Source organism: Bdellovibrionota bacterium (assembly GCA_035292885.1).
In the GTDB taxonomy this organism is placed as follows: Bacteria; Bdellovibrionota_G; JALEGL01; order JALEGL01; family DATDPG01; genus DATDPG01.
The window spans coordinates 1-16,562 of the sequence record DATDPG010000079.1; the positions used below are offsets into that span (position 1 = coordinate 1).

At 57.8% G+C, this 16,562-nt stretch carries 12 protein-coding genes; 9 read left to right on the plus strand and 3 right to left on the minus strand.

All coding sequences use genetic code 11. The features are described 5' to 3' along the window. On the minus strand, positions 1 to 1,059 hold a 1,059-nt coding region (locus VI895_06085), incomplete at its 3' end, for a hypothetical protein (GenBank protein HLG19370.1). A gap of 485 nt (positions 1,060 to 1,544) precedes the next feature. Here VI895_06085 and VI895_06090 point away from each other — a divergent pair. Then, positions 1,545 to 4,244, plus strand: a complete 2,700-nt coding sequence (locus VI895_06090; GenBank protein HLG19371.1) for a prepilin-type N-terminal cleavage/methylation domain-containing protein — start codon at positions 1,545 to 1,547, stop codon at positions 4,242 to 4,244. Here the strand turns inward: VI895_06090 and VI895_06095 are convergent. Together VI895_06095 and VI895_06100 are read right to left on the minus strand one after the other, a co-directional pair. After that, complete coding sequence (locus tag VI895_06095) at positions 4,138 to 6,537, minus strand: S8 family serine peptidase (GenBank protein ID HLG19372.1); 2,400 nt, start codon at positions 6,535 to 6,537, stop codon at positions 4,138 to 4,140. The two genes, VI895_06090 and VI895_06095, sit on opposite strands and share 107 nt — an antisense overlap. Beyond that, positions 6,534 to 6,992 (minus strand): hypothetical protein, encoded by a 459-nt coding sequence (locus tag VI895_06100; protein ID HLG19373.1) that lies wholly within the window; start codon positions 6,990 to 6,992, stop codon positions 6,534 to 6,536. Before VI895_06100 ends, VI895_06095 begins: the two co-directional genes overlap by 4 nt. A gap of 45 nt (positions 6,993 to 7,037) precedes the next feature. Between VI895_06100 and VI895_06105 the strand changes: the two genes are divergently transcribed. The 8 genes from VI895_06105 (at position 7,038) to VI895_06140 (ending at position 16,551) form a co-directional block, all read left to right on the plus strand. Continuing rightward, positions 7,038 to 7,877: a hypothetical protein gene (locus VI895_06105; protein ID HLG19374.1), complete on the plus strand. Its 840-nt coding sequence runs from the start codon at positions 7,038 to 7,040 to the stop codon at positions 7,875 to 7,877. 101 nt (positions 7,878 to 7,978) lie between these two features. After that, positions 7,979 to 9,361, plus strand: coding sequence for a glycosyltransferase (locus tag VI895_06110; protein ID HLG19375.1), 1,383 nt, complete (start codon positions 7,979 to 7,981; stop codon positions 9,359 to 9,361). After that, positions 9,358 to 11,085 (plus strand): hypothetical protein, encoded by a 1,728-nt coding sequence (locus tag VI895_06115; GenBank protein ID HLG19376.1) that lies wholly within the window; start codon positions 9,358 to 9,360, stop codon positions 11,083 to 11,085. Before VI895_06110 ends, VI895_06115 begins: the two co-directional genes overlap by 4 nt. Before the next feature lie 120 nt (positions 11,086 to 11,205). Next, positions 11,206 to 11,706 carry an SH3 domain-containing protein gene (locus VI895_06120; protein ID HLG19377.1) on the plus strand — a complete coding sequence of 167 codons (501 nt, stop codon included), beginning with the start codon at positions 11,206 to 11,208 and terminating at the stop codon, positions 11,704 to 11,706. Beyond that, complete coding sequence (locus VI895_06125) at positions 11,703 to 12,599, plus strand: M48 family metalloprotease (GenBank protein ID HLG19378.1); 897 nt, start codon at positions 11,703 to 11,705, stop codon at positions 12,597 to 12,599. The genes VI895_06120 and VI895_06125 overlap by 4 nt, the downstream gene beginning before the upstream one ends. Before the next feature lie 19 nt (positions 12,600 to 12,618). After that, positions 12,619 to 13,149 (plus strand): hypothetical protein, encoded by a 531-nt coding sequence (locus VI895_06130; protein HLG19379.1) that lies wholly within the window; start codon positions 12,619 to 12,621, stop codon positions 13,147 to 13,149. After that, a complete protein-coding gene (locus tag VI895_06135; GenBank protein ID HLG19380.1) occupies positions 13,146 to 13,523 on the plus strand; it encodes a DoxX family protein in 378 nt (125 codons plus the stop codon). Before VI895_06130 ends, VI895_06135 begins: the two co-directional genes overlap by 4 nt. Further along, a complete protein-coding gene (locus tag VI895_06140) occupies positions 13,489 to 16,551 on the plus strand; it encodes a PD-(D/E)XK nuclease family protein (GenBank protein HLG19381.1) in 3,063 nt (1,020 codons plus the stop codon). The genes VI895_06135 and VI895_06140 overlap by 35 nt, the downstream gene beginning before the upstream one ends. Positions 16,552 to 16,562 lie beyond the last annotated feature (11 nt).

The following is a 16,562-nucleotide window of genomic DNA, read 5'->3' on the forward strand; positions in this document are numbered from 1 at the left end:
ACGACTGCCGAACGCGAACGCGGACAAAACCGTGGAGTACTCTTGGTCCGCAGCGCCGATGGTGAGACCGGCCCGCCGGTCGCCGATGTCGCCGGAGCAGCCGTACAGTTCCGGTTTCACTTGGCCATGACAATTGCACCGCCTCGACCCGTCCGCGCACAATACCGGGCCGTTGCTCCCTGTATCTCCATCCGGACATCCTTCCCAAGTGTTCCAATCGGAATCATACGTCGGCACGTCAAAACTCGCATTGGATTGGTCGACGAAACGGTAATTCGCTCCACCCAACACAAATAGGTCGCATAGCGGCTGATAGCCGATGGGAGCCGGCATCGTTCTTTCCTGCAAACGAATCGTGAGCGATACACCGGTCTGGTCCGAATACGGGAAGCCACAACCGTAAATATAGAGCGGGTGAATTCCGTTCACCGAACAGTCCGGGATGAGCTGTTCGAACTCATACTCGATGTTCCCCAGCGCCGAACCTGAGAAAGCCACGGTGGATTCCGCCACGGTCAAAGTGGTCTCATGCGTAATCGAAGAGGTCGTCGAGGCCAGGATCGTGTACGGGCCGGCGCCGTTCGAACCCGCTCCTCGAACGTCGTTGATCTTGTATTTCGGTTGAATGCCGCCGATCTCGTCTCGAAACGTGAACTTCCCTTTGACGCCGTTGGCGCCGTTTCCGCTCGCTGTGACCGAGACGACCTCTTGATTCGCCGTGAATACGGCTGTGGGCGCAACAGCGCACTCGGCCGGCTTCCAAAAACACGTAGCAGGATTGTCTACGCAGTCGGATGGGTAAAAGGGTTGGAACGTCGCTGCCGGGAACTTTCCGTAATAGCCGTAACCGCCACTGCTGCTGCTGCCCCCTCCATCGCCGCCTCTTCGCTCGGCACTAAAGACACTCAAGTCGGATGCCGGAGCAGATACTCCGCCGGACTTGTCCACGAAACCTGAACTCGAGCTTACGGATTCGTCACTCTGGTTTGAGCAGCCGGCGACGCCAAGAGAGAGCGCCAGAAGTGCCGTTAGACAAACGCCGATATTGCGAACCAACATGAAAAACCCCTTTCGCTATATTGACATCGCGAACCGCCATGACAGGCCCCTTTCGGTTCGCGCAACTCCCTCCGCAACGATCCATGGGAGCAACCGCCATACCAACTTTTTTCTTCAATGGTTTCGCGAGCTAAGACGAATGACTTGCCGCTCTTCCAGTTCTGCGGTCGCGCTGAATTTCGGCAACCGTCTGGAGCACCATAAGTCAAAACACCTATTTATGGCTTTGCTTTCAACCGACTAGACGGCACGCAAGTTTTACAGCCACGATGGAAACTTAAGTTTACTTACGGTCAGCTAAAAAGTGGCCTCCGCGACACCTTAGGTGGAAACAGAAGTGAACTATTTTCGGGGCTTTACGACAGCGAAATGGGAATCGGCTGTGCGGGATATTTCTTTGAAATAATTACACTTTTCTTCAGTTTGTCATTGATTCGCTCGGCCATCTTTTGCGACAATTATGGGGAGTTCTTCTCTTCCTAACTATGAACAAGCGTTCGCTCTCGAAGCCGGCGAAATGCGGTTTTTCGCTCGTTGAATTAATGGTCGGGATGGTCATTGCGGCCCTGGTGGGCGGATTCGCCTATCGCGTCGTCACCAGCCAGGTGGGGCAGCAACACGGCCAGGCTTTGGTCCAAAGGCAGGATCGCGAGATCATGCAAGGGATCGAACAACTCCGCCGGGACCTGTCCGCGATGGATTACACCTGGACCGTTCGAAACGTCTCGCCGCTTTCGTATCAAGGCGAAGCCGCGCACAGCCCCCCCTCGGCGGGGGATTGGCTGACGTTCCCGGTGAGCGACGCCTCCTTCCTCCCACTGATGCAATTTCAAAACGATGTCGTTCTTGGGGCGGGTGGGGGTCAGCTCTTTGATCCGAACACGTTCCATACGCTTAAGTCGCCCGTCGCGAACTCCACGTCCTTGGCGGTGAACGATTGGGTGATCATCTATAAGACGAATCAATATCAGCTCGCCAAGATCATGGCGAAGAACCCCAACGACGATACCAGCCCGATCACGGCGCTTAAATTTGAACCTGTGAGCTCGGCGGACACGGCGGCGGCCGATCATCCCGGTGTTGTACTCAACCGCCTGGCGTCGCCGCCGGAATCGACCATCTTTCTCTCCGACGACACGATCATTCAGAAAGTGGGCGTCGCGTCGTATCAGCTGATCGACGGGCCAGGGGGCGACAAGCCGGCTCGATACCTGGCCCGCACGTTCAACGGCGTTCGGTCGAATCTCGCGAAAGTGGAAAGTTTGTCGTTCTCGTTCGACGAGAAAACGGCCACCGGAATGACCACGGACATTTCAACCCCCGCGAACTGGAGCCGCGTGCGGGCGGTGAACACCCGAATCGCGACGAGCGGTTCTTCCGGAAAACAACGTCTGTGGAACTTTAAGTTGGCCTTCACCGGCTCGGGAACGAATATGGAGATTTCATCGGGGGAAGTGAGCGTCACGCCGACGCGGACGTTGACGGACGTGTCGGTCGGTTCGCCGTCGTTCGAGCGGTACACGGACGGTACTTCTCGGGTCTTTGTGCCGGGGATCTCGTTTGGAAACAGCGCCGCGGCTTCGGCCGGCCGGCTGATCATCGTGGACGGCGCCACGGGCAATGAGCTGGGGAATGTAATGCTTTCCAGCGCGGGAAATCCGTTTCTGCCTTCAAGCACGGCCCTGATGCGATCGGGAAGCGGGTCGGTCGGTCTCATCCTGGGCGGGTACATGGAGGCAGGAGGTGTACGGAAGCCGGCGTTGGCGTGCTACCCCCGCAACAGCACGACCCAAAAGATCGACACGGGCGCCGCGGCGACGGTCACGGAACTTTCGGCGGCCATGGGATTGAATGACACGATTTCCGTCGCGGCCGTTGGAAACAATATTTATGTCGCGCCGTATACGAAGGGAGCGGCGGGGGATCCTCTCTACATCTACAAGGTGCCGTATCAGGGGAACTGCACGTTCGGCGCGCCCGCGCTGTTTTATGAGGACAGTACGAGCGTGAACGACATCCTGACGACCTCGGTGGGCCTGGGGCCGAAAATCAGCGGAAATCCGCACCTCATTTTTGGTGAGTCGAACAGCGCGATCGGGGTCGCCGACGGTTCGGTCGAACTGGCGCAAATGGACGCAAGCGGGGACTTGGTGGTCGGCTGGCCGAAGAAAATCGCTGAGACAAACTGGGACACACGAGGAACGATGTGCGACGTTCCCGGACACTGCTATGTGGGAGAGCGCTTGTTGGTGGAAGCGATTCGCCAGACGGAGATCCAGGAAATTCTCGCGGGTTCTCCGGTGAAGCAGATGGATTTGGCGAACAAAGACACGGTCAACGGCCTCTATTACGCCTCGTATATCGTCGATCCGGCTTACATCCCGCCCACGGCGCCCGTTTCGGCGCAGACGATCACGTATCTGGGAGGAATGTCGACGTTCCTGGAGTCGCCGGTGCTGACGTTTCTCGCGATCACGAACGACAGCGTCTCCAACGACGCCTCGGTCTCGTCTGTTTTGATGGTGGGTGGCCCCCCCATTGTCCAGGCCGAGGTTTGGCCGGTGGTGCCCAACCTGAACGCCTCCCTCGTGGCCTTCGCACACACACAGAGTTTCCAGAAACTTCCCACGGATCGGCTTCCGCCCGGATACTTTCCTCCCAGCGGTACACTCGGGACTCCTGGCGCCCGCTGCGCGCGCCCGCTCGACGGTTCCACCGCGGGTTGGTTCGTATGCTTCTGCAACAAGTTTGCCGATTGCGCGATCGGTGCGGTGACGCCCACGCCCACGCCGACACCCACTCCCACGCCCACGCCGACCCCGACTCCATCAACACCGACACCAACCCCGACACCTATGGACGGGCCTCCCCGTTACGACTGCGTCGATCACACGATTTGTATGTGCTGTAGCCAGGCGCAATGCTGCGCGGGTGGAGCCTACACCGAATGTCTGGGCCACCTCCCCGATGGAACGCTCTATCTTCACTGTATGTTCCTCTGTGGTACCACCGCCCCCCAAGGCTCGTGCGGCGAAGGTGGAAGCTGCGCGAGCTCTGCTTGTGGCTGGACTCCCACTCCTACTTCGACTCCCACTCCCACCCCCACTCCAACTCCTTGCGCCAGCCCCAACCCTTGCGGGGAGCCTCCGTTTTGCGAACCCAAGGTTGGAGGAATCTGTCCGTAAGTTCATACGGCGAAGCCGGAAGCCGTGGTTCCTCAGCTTGCGGCGGCACTCCTACGCCTGGCGCCGGCTCTGAATGGACGATGGATAAGAACTCCTTCTCTGCAGACTCCGTGCGTCGCCTGTAGATCCAAACCCAGATCGGCGCCAGAAGAGCGAAGAAGAATTCCGGTCCCAACGGAACCTGGCATCCGCCGCCGCTGTCCACCGTGGTTCCCGTGTCCGGTGTCGGAGTATCCGTGGGAGTCGGTTCCGGTGTTGGCGTGTCCGTCGGCGTAGATGTGGGCGCAGGTGTGGGCGTCGGCGCGGGACAGACGGGCGCGGCGCCACATGCACCCGACACGGTCACGGTTCGCGTGGCGGGGGATGAATCCAAAGCAGCAAAGGCGTCGGTGCACACAAGCGAAACGGTGAACGCCCCGTCACTGGCGAATGTCTCAAATCCGGGATTTTTCGCCGTGCTGTCTGAAATTCCAGATCCGAGGCCGAAGTTCCATAAAAACGTCGCCCCCGTGGAGCTGTTCGGATCGCTGCAGGTCGAGGTAAAATTCACCATGCCCCCCGTCGTCACGCAGACATCGGCGGCCGGACAATCGATCACCGCATTCGGCGGCTCGTTGAGAAGTTCGGCGGCGGCCAAGACATCGGCCCGTCCCGCGCCGTACGTGTCATCGAATCCGCCCGGTCCCAAATCGACGGCCGAGTCGTTAAGTGCTTGTCGAATATCGGCCGCCGTCGCCGAACCGGTTTTCAGGAGAGCGCCCAAACCGGCAATATGCGGCGCCGCCGCCGACGTTCCAAAGAACGTCGAAGGAAATCCGCCGGCTCCGGTCACGGCCACGCCGTCGATCCCGCAAATGTCCGGTTTGGGACGAGAAACCGAGGAAGGGAACGTGATATCCGCCGGGCCGAGGGAACTGTACGACTCGATATCGTCATTGCCCGGATCCGAGGCGTCGATAGCACCCACGGCGACGGCACCGTCGACGGCGGCATGGCCGAAAATACTTCCGGCCCTTACGCCATATTCCTGGATCGGGCCATCGCCGAGAACGAAGAATTCGAGCGTCTTATTCTCTAACGCCAAATATTTCGCCACGACGATCTTAACCGTTTGCGTCGACCCGGAACTGTTGGTGTAGATCAGCGCTTCAAGGGGATCATCGTTCCCATCTTGCGTCGCTTCACTGCTGGTCAGAGCCGCCGACTCCGCGTTGTTCAACAGGAAAAGATCGTAATCATTCGCTGACGCGCCGAAGGCGTCGTTCCATTCGAGGACGACCAAGATCGTTCCATTATTCGGAAGTTGAACGTTCATCGTCGGGTCGCTGGTTCCGCCCGCCGCCGTTCCGAAATCGTGTGCGGTACCTCCAAACGCCGACACGTCGACAAGATCCGCCTGGTAATGCGTGTCCGCGTCGTTTCCCGCCGCCGAAGCGTAAAGGACGCCATCCGCCACAACGCCGGCCACGGCTTGAGCCACCGGACCATTTTCGAAATACGGCTCGCCGAAAAATCCAACATCATCGACGATGATGTCCGCTCCGAATGTGTTTTCGAGATCGCTCAGGCGCGCGATGAAGTCCAACGATGTGTTCACCTCGCCCACCGCAAGTTGCGCCGACGGGGCGAGATCATGAACGATCTCCAGCATGGCGGTTCCTTCGTTACAACCACCGCTCATACAATTTCCAAAAACGGTGATGCCACTCGGCAAGTCACCTGTTGCGACCGCGCTGCTCATATTGTCGGCGCCGTCCGAAAGGACACCCACGCGCACGCCCGCGCCCGAATACCCGAGGGCGCGAAGCTCATCCGCCTTGAGGATCGCGTCTCCCTCCGTCGTCACGCTTCCCGCCCGAACATAAGCGTATGCGGGAGGCTTAATGGAACGAACAAAGGGAAGCTGCGAGACAGCGTCCAGACCACCGAGAGGAATTTTCACCTGTACCTGTTTGAGATTCAGATTTTCGATCTCGACCTGCGCCCCGATCGACTTGAAGTGCGCCTTTTCCAAAGCTCCGAACCGGTCGACACCCACGTACGTCTGCAGGAAGCCCGCGTCGTCCACGCGCACCAGGCGGTTTGAATATTGCGAGGCTCTCCGTTCGCCGGCGTTCGATCGCTGGATTCCAAGACGCTCAAGTTTTCGTTCAAAGTTTCTCAACAAAGAATGAACCTTTTCGGCCTTGGGCTTTGGTGGGAGATGAAATGTGGAAATTTTCTGAGCCAAAGCGGGGGTTCCGATAAAACCGACCGAAAGAGCGAAGACAAGAATCCAGCGAACGATATTCATCTTTTCACTCCATAACTGGGCGGGACGATGCGCAGGACAAACGGTAACTCGGCCACTTTTCGGACCTGGTCGTACGGAAGCCACGCCTGCACGAGGCGGAGAGGGGCATTGGCGATCTCGATTCGCGCGCCCAGTTGCCGCAACGATTCCGAAAAAGAATCCTCCCAACTCTTCACCCCCAGATACACTTGAATTTCGCCGTCGTCATTTACGTGAATGAGCGGCGTCGAGAAACGCGAAAGATCTTTGCGGCCGGTTCGCTCGTTCTGTCCCAGCTTTGCGACGATTTCTCGGACGCGGGGATCGATCTTTTCCGCCGGAGCCGTTTGCACCGCGGAAGCGTCCGGCGAGGGGGCCGGGTTCGCCGATTTCGCCGAACAACTTGTCGAAACCAGGGCGCCGTAAAGCGCGACAAAAAGGGAAAGGAGCGGAAAAATTTGGAGAGGAGCGTACATCTAGCCGGAAAAGCCGGTGTCCAGAGTACATCTCGAAGTGAGGGCTTGGCAAACGGACGGGCGAGCCGAATCTTTTCCCTTGCAACCTCCATCGCCTCGCTCATATTCGAAGCGATGTTTACGAGCCGTTTGTTACTCTTTTGGCCGATTTCCATCTTGGCGTTACAAGGATGCTCGACAGGAAACGGCGCTTCCACGGCTCAGACGATTTTCACAGGCCAGACCCGGGAAATTCGCTACGAAGTCGACTATATGACCGGCGCGGAACCGTTCGTGGGAGATGCGCCCAACGGCGCCCCGATTTGGTATTTTCTTCGTACGAACATTTCCGCGCTCTTCGACTCCACAAAGACAGTTACGGTGCCCACAACGCTCGACGACATGCAGGCGATCCCCGCGGGAGGAACCGATTATTCTCAGTCCGACATTCTAGCGTTGGCGGACACGTATCGCGATCATCCGGCCTTCGAAAACGGTGTGACGACGATTTATGTTCTTTTTCTCGACGGCTATTTCGTCTCGGACGAAAAGACGGATTCCTCCGTTCTCGGGGTATCCATCGGGGATACAAGTGTGATTGCCATATTCAAGCCGGCGATCACAGCGGGCACTTTTGCGACACTGTTCGTCGGAAAGTTTGTCGAACAGAGTGTCCTCATTCACGAGTCGGGTCATGCGCTGGGACTTGTCAACAACGGCCTGGCGCTTACCTCCGCTCATCAAGACGCCGAGCATGGAGCCCATTGCACGAATGACCGCTGTGTCATGTATTACTTGAATGAAGGAATCGCCGACCTCGTGGAGTTTCTTCAACAGGTGAAATTGGACGGCGACACCGTGATCTTTGGAGACGAATGCTTAAACGACGCCCACGCGGCACTCTAATGACGATGAACAGCGCGCTTTAATCAGTTGAAATCATTCGGTCATTCCTTCTTACCGCGTGCTTGTGCCAGGGAGAAACTTGAGCTATAACGCGATGCTTAATGGCCACGGTTCCTTATTTCGTCCTGAGTCCAAATACAATTTTGAGTGCACTCGGCCTGGTACACGGACCGGACCGGAGAATTCCCACCCCGCGGGGCAACTGGCGCCAAGCGGTTGTGGACGTGATTATTCCGGCGCACAACGAAGAGCACAATATCGCTCTTAGTCTCACGTCGATTCAAAGCCAGACGTTTCGTCCCCGAAAAATCATTCTCGTGGACGACGCGAGTCAGGACCGAACGGTCGAAATCGCAACCAAATTTTGTGAAGTGACCGGAATGGAAATCACCGTGATCCGCCGGAAAGCGTCCATCGGAAAAACCCCGACGCTAAAGCGCCAATCGCGGGAATTCGATTCGGACGTGCAATTCGTCCTCGACGCGGACACGGTTCTCGAATCGCCCAACTACATCGCGCGCGCGGTCGAGGAACTTTACAAGGGCGTCGGAATCGCCAGCGTTTGCGGCACGCTCCTTCCGCTCCGCCATCGGGACCGGCTGAGCATGGCCCGGCTCGGCCGCCTTCGGAAGTTTCTCGACCGGGTCCCCAATACGCCGATCACCGTCGAATACGGATGGCTGACTCGAATTCAAAAATTGGCGACGAATCTCTACCGCGACGTCCTTTACTTGTTTCTCCAGAAGTTTGTTTATCGGGGTCAAATGGTCTTCTTCGGAACGATATCCAACCCCGTCGGCTGCGCCGTGGCGTACCGGCGAAAATACGTAAAAGAACTCTTCGACAAATACGAACCCCTTTTCGGCGACAACCTCACCAACTCGGAAGACATTTTTATCGGCTTCGCGCTGGCGCACGCCGGTTATCGGAATATCCAGCTCACCGATGTGGTGGCTCGTTCGGAAGAGCCCAAATTCTCGGAGCTGCCGCGTCAGATCTATATGTGGACCTCTTCCTTTCTTCAGAGCTGCTTCTACTTCGACCCGCTGGTGCGCAGTCCCCTCCGAGCCTTTAAGCGCTACCGGTACGAACGCAAGGTCAAGAAAAACAAAGAGATCCAAGAGAAACGAAAAATCATCGAGCAATATCGAACGCCGTTCGGCGAGGAGCGCACGCACGAATATGGCCGGGCGATGGGATGGTTGCTCCTCACTTCCGCGATGGAAAAGGTGTTCTTCCCCGTCATACTCTTTTTGATGATCGCCTTGCGATTGTGGAAACCTTTGATGTGGACGTTCGTCTTCGAAAGCGCCGTCGCTATCACGATTTTGACGATCGTGGCGAAGGGGCGCAGGATGGAATATCTGTTGAAAGGCGTGGTCGTCACGCCGATTCGGTATACCTCCCTTCTTTATGACCTGGTGACGCTGACGCGCTTTTCGGCGGACCTCTGGATCTTCCGGAACAGGAAATGGCGGAAATGAATCGACTTCGTACAATTTGGACCGTTTGCCTTTTTATGCTCATCCTGCTCGGTTCGGCACGAGCGGCGGAGCAGTCGTCGGCCAAGAAACCGGCGCCAAAGTTAACGGGCGGCGCGACACTTCCGTTGGAAGCGGTGGAAGCCGAAAAACATGGGAACACCGTTTCCGCGGCTCGGCTGTACGCAAAGGCTGCGCACACCTATTCCAAAGACAATCAGCCGATCGAAGCGCTTCGAATGATCGAGCGCGCCGTGCGGTTGCAGCCCAACAACCTCAAGTACCTGAACGACCGGGCGCAGCTCGCGAATTGGAACAAAAAGACCGCGTTGGCCGTCGACAGCTACCGCCGGATGCTCGCACTTTCGGACAACCGCCCCGACATTCTTCTGAACTTAGCTCGAACCCAGTCATGGATGGGGGACCTGGACGAGTCGGTCAACGATTACAATCGCTACTTGGAAACTCCCGCCGGCGAGAACGGCGATGTGTTGCTCGAGGTCGCCCAGGTCGAGGCGTGGCGGGGGAATTACACGAAATCGCTCGACCTCATGGAAGAGTACCGCGGCAAACTTGGCAACACGTTGGAATATCGGAAACTCAAGGCGCGGGTATTTGCTTGGGCCGATCGCCCCGCCACCGCCACCGATATCTTGCAACCCATGCTGCAAGGTTCGCCGAATGATTACGACCTGAACTATACGAACACCCTCGTCCTATATAACGGAAACCGGCCGCGTGAAGCCCGCGCCAGCCTCGACCGCCTTCATGAAATCAATCCCGCTTCGAAAGACACCGAGGCTCTGGACGTTGCGCTGGGAGATATCCACGGCGCAAAGATCGGAAGTGGAGCGAATTTTTATTTCGACTCCGACGATATAACCGTCCTGCATGTGCCTGTGAGGGGGAGCGTGGCCATACAACCGGAAACGCAGCTCGAGATCGTCGGCGCTTGGCACCGGTTGACGGCCAGTGCCGGAAGCGGCTTTGAACGAACGGATGGTGCGGAGAGCGCCGTTCATTTCGACGGCCGTCTGGGCGTCCGGCATCGATTCAGCCCTTGGCTCGGTAGCCGGGTTCACGCCGGTGGCGCGCTTTCCGACGAGGAGCACAAATTCCCGACGTACGATGCCGGCCTTGAATTTCGACCGGTCGACAACCTTCGGTTCGATCTCTCGCGGGATTACGGTTACATCGTCGTTTCGCCCCGTGCTTCTTCGCTCGGAATTCGTCGCGGGACGAATCAGCTGAATCTAAATTGGGAACCTTCGCTGCAATGGACGATCCCGGTGCAGAGCAGCTTGAACGATTCTTCCGACGACAATTGGAATTGGCAGGCCATGATCGGTCCTCGCCGGAGCATTCTTCGCACCGAGCACGTGAATCTCGATCTGGGCGCGCGGGGCAGTTGGTTTGGATATCAGGACCGTTTGACCAACGGCTACTACGCCCCGGAGCTCTATCAAAGTTATATGGCGACGGCTCTCTTCTACTTCAAGATCGACCCTCGAAACGGCGTCGGCTTGAACGGCGGATTGGGAGTCGTCAAAGACGACACGATCGAGAACTTTAAAATCGGCGGGGAAGCGAGCGCCGCCGGATACTTCGCCTTGGGCCGGGGCTGGCTCTTCCAGCCGCGCGTAGGCTTCATGGAAAACATGCGCCAAGCCACCGGCGCTTTCCGGGCGATCTCGCTGGAAGGCTTTCTTACATACAGCTTTGATTAGAACCGGTCTCATAAACGGATTCGTCGCGAGACCGATTCTGGATATTCCGTTGTTTGGGACTTGGGTCCCCGCAATTTCAGGATTGTCTACCGGCGATTCGTGGTCTAGTCTTCGGTCCTGATGGCCGTCCGTCAAATCCAATTCTCTCTTTTCCTTTTGGGTGCCTGGGTGTTCGCCGCCCCGGCCTGGGCCCAAAAGGCGATGTACGTGAAAGCCCCCTCGGCGGAGCTCAAGTCGTCCACGGCCGCTTCCGCCCAGGTCCTCGCTACGCTCTCCCGGGGCGCCAAAGTCGACGTCCAGTCGACGCAGGGCAGTTGGGTGAAAGCTTCCGCAGCCGGGAAACAGGGCTGGATTTATAAATTCAAGCTCTCGACCACAAAACCCTCCGGCGAGAATGCCTTGGCCGGGTTGGGAGGAGGAGGCGCCTCGGCGCGTGAAGGTTCGACCGCCGCGAGCATTCGCGGCCTCAGCCCGACATCGGAAAAATACGCCGGGCGGGCCAACATCGGCCCCGCACAGGTCCAAATGGTCAAACGAATGGAGTCCATTCATGTCGGCCCGCAAGAAGTCGAGGCGTTTTTGCGCGCCGGCAAACTCGGAGAATTTTCCGGATCACCATGAAGAAATTACCTTTGTATATCCTCCTCTTGATCTTCCCCACCTTGCCCGTTCAGGCGCAATTCAAAGATTTTTTAAAAAAAGTGGCTCCGAAACCGCAAGAGGGACAACAGAAACCGCAGCAGAATAAAACCGAACAGCTGATTTTCGGCGGACTTAAGACGCTTCAAGCGATGATGCCGATCGGTTACAGGGAAGAGTTGGCGATCGGCGGCGCCGTGGCGTTGGAAGCGGTCGCCCGATTCGGCGGCGTCGTCGAAAACCCGCCGCTTGAGAAATACGTGGCGACCGTGGGAAGCGCCGTTGCGCTGACGAGCGACCGCCCCGAGATCCCGTACTACTTCGGGATTCTCAATACGGACGAACCGAACGCGTTTGCCGCGCCGGGCGGCTATGTCTTTATCAGCAAAGGCCTGCTCAAAATGCTCAAGAGCGAATCCGAGCTGGCCGGTGCGCTGGGGCACGAGGTCGCCCATGTGAGCAAGAAACATGCGTTGGACGCCATCCGCCGTTCTAAAATGCTCTCGGGGGTATCCGAGGTGACGCTCTCGGCGCTCGATAAGGATCCGGCGATGTTCGATTCCCTCATTAAGGAATCGGTGAATTTGATACTGGAGCGCGGCTTGGGACGGGAAAAGGAAATTGAAGCGGATCGCGTCGGAACCGATTTCGCGTTTCGCGTCGGTTACAATCCGGCCGGACTCAAATCGTGTCTGATGTCCTTGAAAGCGGTTACCGCCGGCGGGAAACGGGGGCTTTTCAAAACACATCCGGATCCCGGCGACCGGGCCATTCAATTGACGAAAGTCCTGTCGAGCCCGATATACTCCGGCGCCGATTCGCTTCCGGTTGTCGCCGATCGATTTTCCTCCTCTTTAACGGCGTCCAAACTCTGATCATTTCGAGGTGGATCTGATGCCGCGCTTTCGCGATCCGTTTGACGAGCCTCCTCCGCGACGGGACGAGGACGAAGAAAGGGAAAAGCCGAGTTGGCGTGAACTGGACGCCCGCCGCGATCGCAGCTACCACGTCCAGGACAAGCCGAAGATCGAGCGACAACCGGCGATCGCAAAACGGGGACAGGCATTGGCGAAGGAAGCTTTGGATGAACTCTTTACCGAGAAAAAGGACAAAGACCGGAAGGCCGCGTGGAAGAAGGTGCACGAGGCGAGCGGGAAACTGTTCGCCGGCCGGGCGAGGGCCTACGTTGAAAAATACGGCATGCCGAAAACCTGGGATGACCTTCTCCGCCTTCTGGATCACCCCGATTCCCAATTTTTTGAGTCGATTCTCGACCGTGTAATGGAGCTGGCGGTGCATGAAAGCCCGGTCCGAATCGACCTTCTGGTCGGAAAATTGCGCGTCCTAAAGATGACGCACGAAGAGCCGGAGCTTTTGGCGAAGATGGAAGGTTGCCTGGCAAAACTCTCGGAGGGACGGAAATGATTCAAGCGTTGATGGGATTGATCGCCCGTATTTGCATCTCGGCCGTTTTTCTTTTCTCCGGGTGGGGAAAGCTTTTGAATCCTCACCAGACGATCGAGCATTTTCACAAGGTCGGAATTCCGCTGGCGAAAGCGGCGTACGGCGCCGCCGTGGGGATCGAGATTCTCTGCGGCGTGCTTCTGCTCCTGGGTGCCCGAACCCGCGTCGCCTCGCTGCTTTTGGCGATTCTTGTCATCATTTCGACCTATTATTTTTATTTCGATTTCAGCGATCGCATGCAGATCGTTGCCATGCTTAAGAACCTTGCCATTGTCGGAGGACTGCTCCATCTTTCCGCGTATGGCTCCGGCGGCTTCAGCCTCGACCGCAAATAATCGGAGCGCCGGCAACCTCTGGATCGGGCCCTTTTCCTCCTCGTTCGAGGACTCTTTTCTCAAAACGATTCAAACCGCCCGCGCGGCGGATCCTCTTTCTCCCATCGTTATCTTGGTCGGTTCGAATCTTCTGGCCGCCCACCTTCGGCATGCTCTCGCACGAACCGGTGCCGGGCACGCAAATGTTCGGTTTCTCACGTTTGTCGATCTCGCCGGGGATCTTCTCTTTTCCGCCGAACTCTCCTCCGGGCGACGTTCGTTCCCATCGCGTGGCGAAGAACTTCTTCTTGCGGATCTTGCCTGCAACATCCCGACCGGCCACCGATTCGGAGATGTCGCCACCCAAACCGGATTTCACAAAGCTCTTCGAACGACGTTCCACGATCTCATCGACGGCGGAGTCACCCGTTTACCGGGGGAGCGTGGAAAAATTGCGGACGTGGCTGAGCTCTTCGAGTCGCATCGCCGCCGGTACCTCCCCTCTTTTCTGACCACGGCCGATCGAATTTTCGAAGCTTCCGATCATGCGAAGGCTTTCCCCCAGATTTTCGGAACCGACACGCTTTTTCTTTACGGCATTTACGACCTGACGCACGTCCAGAGAAATCTCCTGCAAGCTTGCGGCGCCGTTTGCCGGTTGAACGTCTGGATGCCGGTGACGGAAGCTCCGCCCCTGTTCGTGGAAGAAACACGTCTCTTTTTCGAAGGTCTGGGACTTTCCGTCCGCGCGGTTGCCGGGAAATCGTCCGCCGAGATTCATTTTCTTTCGGCGCCGGGAAACCAGGCGGAAGCGGAGGAAACGGTGCGGTGGATCCTTAAAACGGTGGAAGAGGAAAAAATCGCTCTGCATCGTGTGGGAATCCTCTTGCGTGACGTCGAAACGTATCGGGCCCTTTTTGCGGACGTGCTCGACCGGGCCTCCGTCCCCTTTTATCTGGAAGGAGGAGTTCCCCTCTCCTCGAAGCCGCTCGGCAAGGCGTTTCTGATTCTTTTGGACACCCTCGAAGGGGGTTGGGATCGGGACCTTTGGATTCATTTCTTTTCTCTTTTTCCCTGGAAAAAAGAGCTTCTTCACGATGCCGGCGAGCCGGCCGACTGGGACTCCTGGTCGCGGGAAGCGCGGGCGGCCAAAGGGATCGAGAGCACGCTGATCCGGTTCTCCCGCTATCTCGCCTCGCTGGAATCCAAACAACACTCTCACGCGCCGCTCTTGCGGCGCTTTTTAACCTTTCTTCGAGCCTGGTTTTCCGACGTCACTCGTCTCACGGCCGGTGTCCGATACTTTCTAGACGCCGCGAATGTTCTGTCGGAATTCGTCCGCCGTTACGCCGAGGATTCGCCCGAACAGGAAAAGCTCCTCGACATTTGTGAATCGCTGAAAGATCTCGACGATGTCGGCGTCACCCTGACATTTCCCCGTCTCTTTCAGATTCTTCGCGATCGGACCCATTCGGCCGGAATTCAAGGCGAGATTTTTGAGAAAGACGGACTCTTCGTTGGATCCATGGTGTCGGCGCGGGGAATCTCCTTCGACCTGGTCTGCATTCCGGGTCTCGTCGAACGGGCGTTCCCGGCGCCCGCCCGGCCCGACCCGCTCCTTCTGGACCACGAACGAAAACGAATCAATGAGCTGACCGGTGCCCGGTTGGGCTTGAAAGAGAATCGCTTGGACGAAGAGCGCGCCTATTTCGAGTTCGCCCTCCTTCAAGCCGACCGAAAGGTTTTCGTGTCCTATCCGCGCCTCGATCCGGCGCGCGGAAGCGAGCTTCTCCCGTCGTCGTTCTATCTGGAAACCCGGAACCGGCTACGGTCTCAGGCCGACGAGCGGATTCTCCGTTCCCCGCTCCTCCGATGGAATGCAGCCGCACCGGAACCGTTTTTGGACGAAATCGACTGGCTCTCCTCGGAGGCGGCGCAGAAAATTCTCGCCGACCCCGCGAGGATGAACGGCGCGCTGGCGGATTGGAGCCCCTTTGCCCCTTCCGTTCAGCGATGGGTGGCGAACCGCCTGGGTTCGAAACAGTGGAGTGAACATGACGGAATCGTCGGGCCGACCCGAACCGTGCCTTCCCAAACCAAAGCTTTTTCCCCTTCCGAAATCTCAACGTACGCGATCTGTCCTTACCGCTACTTTCTTCGGTACGTTCTCCGCCTTCGCCGGTTGGAGCGGCCGGAAGACGTGGACCGAATCCGACCGCTCGACCGAGGCGATCTCATTCATCGGATCCTCTATCTGCTCTTTTCCGAGCTTCGACGCGAAGGTCGCCTGCCTTTGCGCGCAACGGACCGCCCGGCCGTCGAGGCTCGGCTCCAAGAGATCGCCGAGGGCGTCCTCGACGACGCGGAGATCCGGCTTCCGGTCGGCTATGCCTCTCTTTGGGCGATGGAACGAAAGACGCTCCTTTCGGATCTTCAAGCGCTTGTCGCCGAAGAGTTTCGCGAGGACGCTTTCACACCCGAAGACTTCGAGATTCGTTTCGGCATGCCCGCGCGTTCGGATGACGAGGGACTCCTCTCCACCGACCGGCCGCTGCATCTCCGCTTCGGCCGAGACGAAATCGATCTTTGCGGACGGATCGACCGGCTCGACCTTTCCCCCGACCGCAAACGCGCGCGAATCATCGACTACAAAACCGGGCAACTGGACGCCGGCGACGATCAATTCGGGGGCGGCGAATCGATTCAACTCCCCGTTTATCTTTCGGCCTTGGCGTTGCTCACCCCCGACGTATCGATCGATGCGAGCGAAGCGCTTCTTCTTTCCACGCTGTACGGTTCGGGATTTGAACGGGTGCATTTCTCGGGTGCCGCTCTTCAAGCGCGCCAAGAAGAGTTCCATCAGATCCTGGCCACATTTCGGCGAAATGTTTCGCAAGGGATTTTTCCCCCCAAGCCCGGGGCGCAAAACCAAAACTGCAAGCGATGCGATTATTCTTCCATTTGCGGGCGGGGAATCGGCCGCGTTTACGAGCGAAAGGCCGACGATCCGCTCGGTTCCAATCTGAGAGCCATGGAAGAGATCCCGTAGAAAGGACTGCG

Excerpts from the sequence above, each read along its gene's own strand:
- VI895_06095 (HLG19372.1), bottom strand. The coding sequence starts at position 6,537 with ATGAATATCGTTCGCTGGATTCTTGTCTTCGCTCTTTCGGTCGGTTTT.
- VI895_06100 (HLG19373.1), bottom strand. The coding sequence starts at position 6,992 with ATGTACGCTCCTCTCCAAATTTTTCCGCTCCTTTCCCTTTTTGTCGCG.
- VI895_06130 (HLG19379.1), top strand. The coding sequence starts at position 12,619 with ATGCCGCGCTTTCGCGATCCGTTTGACGAGCCTCCTCCGCGACGGGAC.
- VI895_06115 (HLG19376.1), top strand. The coding sequence starts at position 9,358 with ATGAATCGACTTCGTACAATTTGGACCGTTTGCCTTTTTATGCTCATC.
- VI895_06140 (HLG19381.1), top strand. The coding sequence starts at position 13,489 with ATGGCTCCGGCGGCTTCAGCCTCGACCGCAAATAATCGGAGCGCCGGC.
- VI895_06110 (HLG19375.1), top strand. The coding sequence starts at position 7,979 with ATGGCCACGGTTCCTTATTTCGTCCTGAGTCCAAATACAATTTTGAGT.
- VI895_06090 (HLG19371.1), top strand. The coding sequence starts at position 1,545 with ATGAACAAGCGTTCGCTCTCGAAGCCGGCGAAATGCGGTTTTTCGCTC.
- VI895_06125 (HLG19378.1), top strand. The coding sequence starts at position 11,703 with ATGAAGAAATTACCTTTGTATATCCTCCTCTTGATCTTCCCCACCTTG.
- VI895_06120 (HLG19377.1), top strand. The coding sequence starts at position 11,206 with ATGGCCGTCCGTCAAATCCAATTCTCTCTTTTCCTTTTGGGTGCCTGG.
- VI895_06135 (HLG19380.1), top strand. The coding sequence starts at position 13,146 with ATGATTCAAGCGTTGATGGGATTGATCGCCCGTATTTGCATCTCGGCC.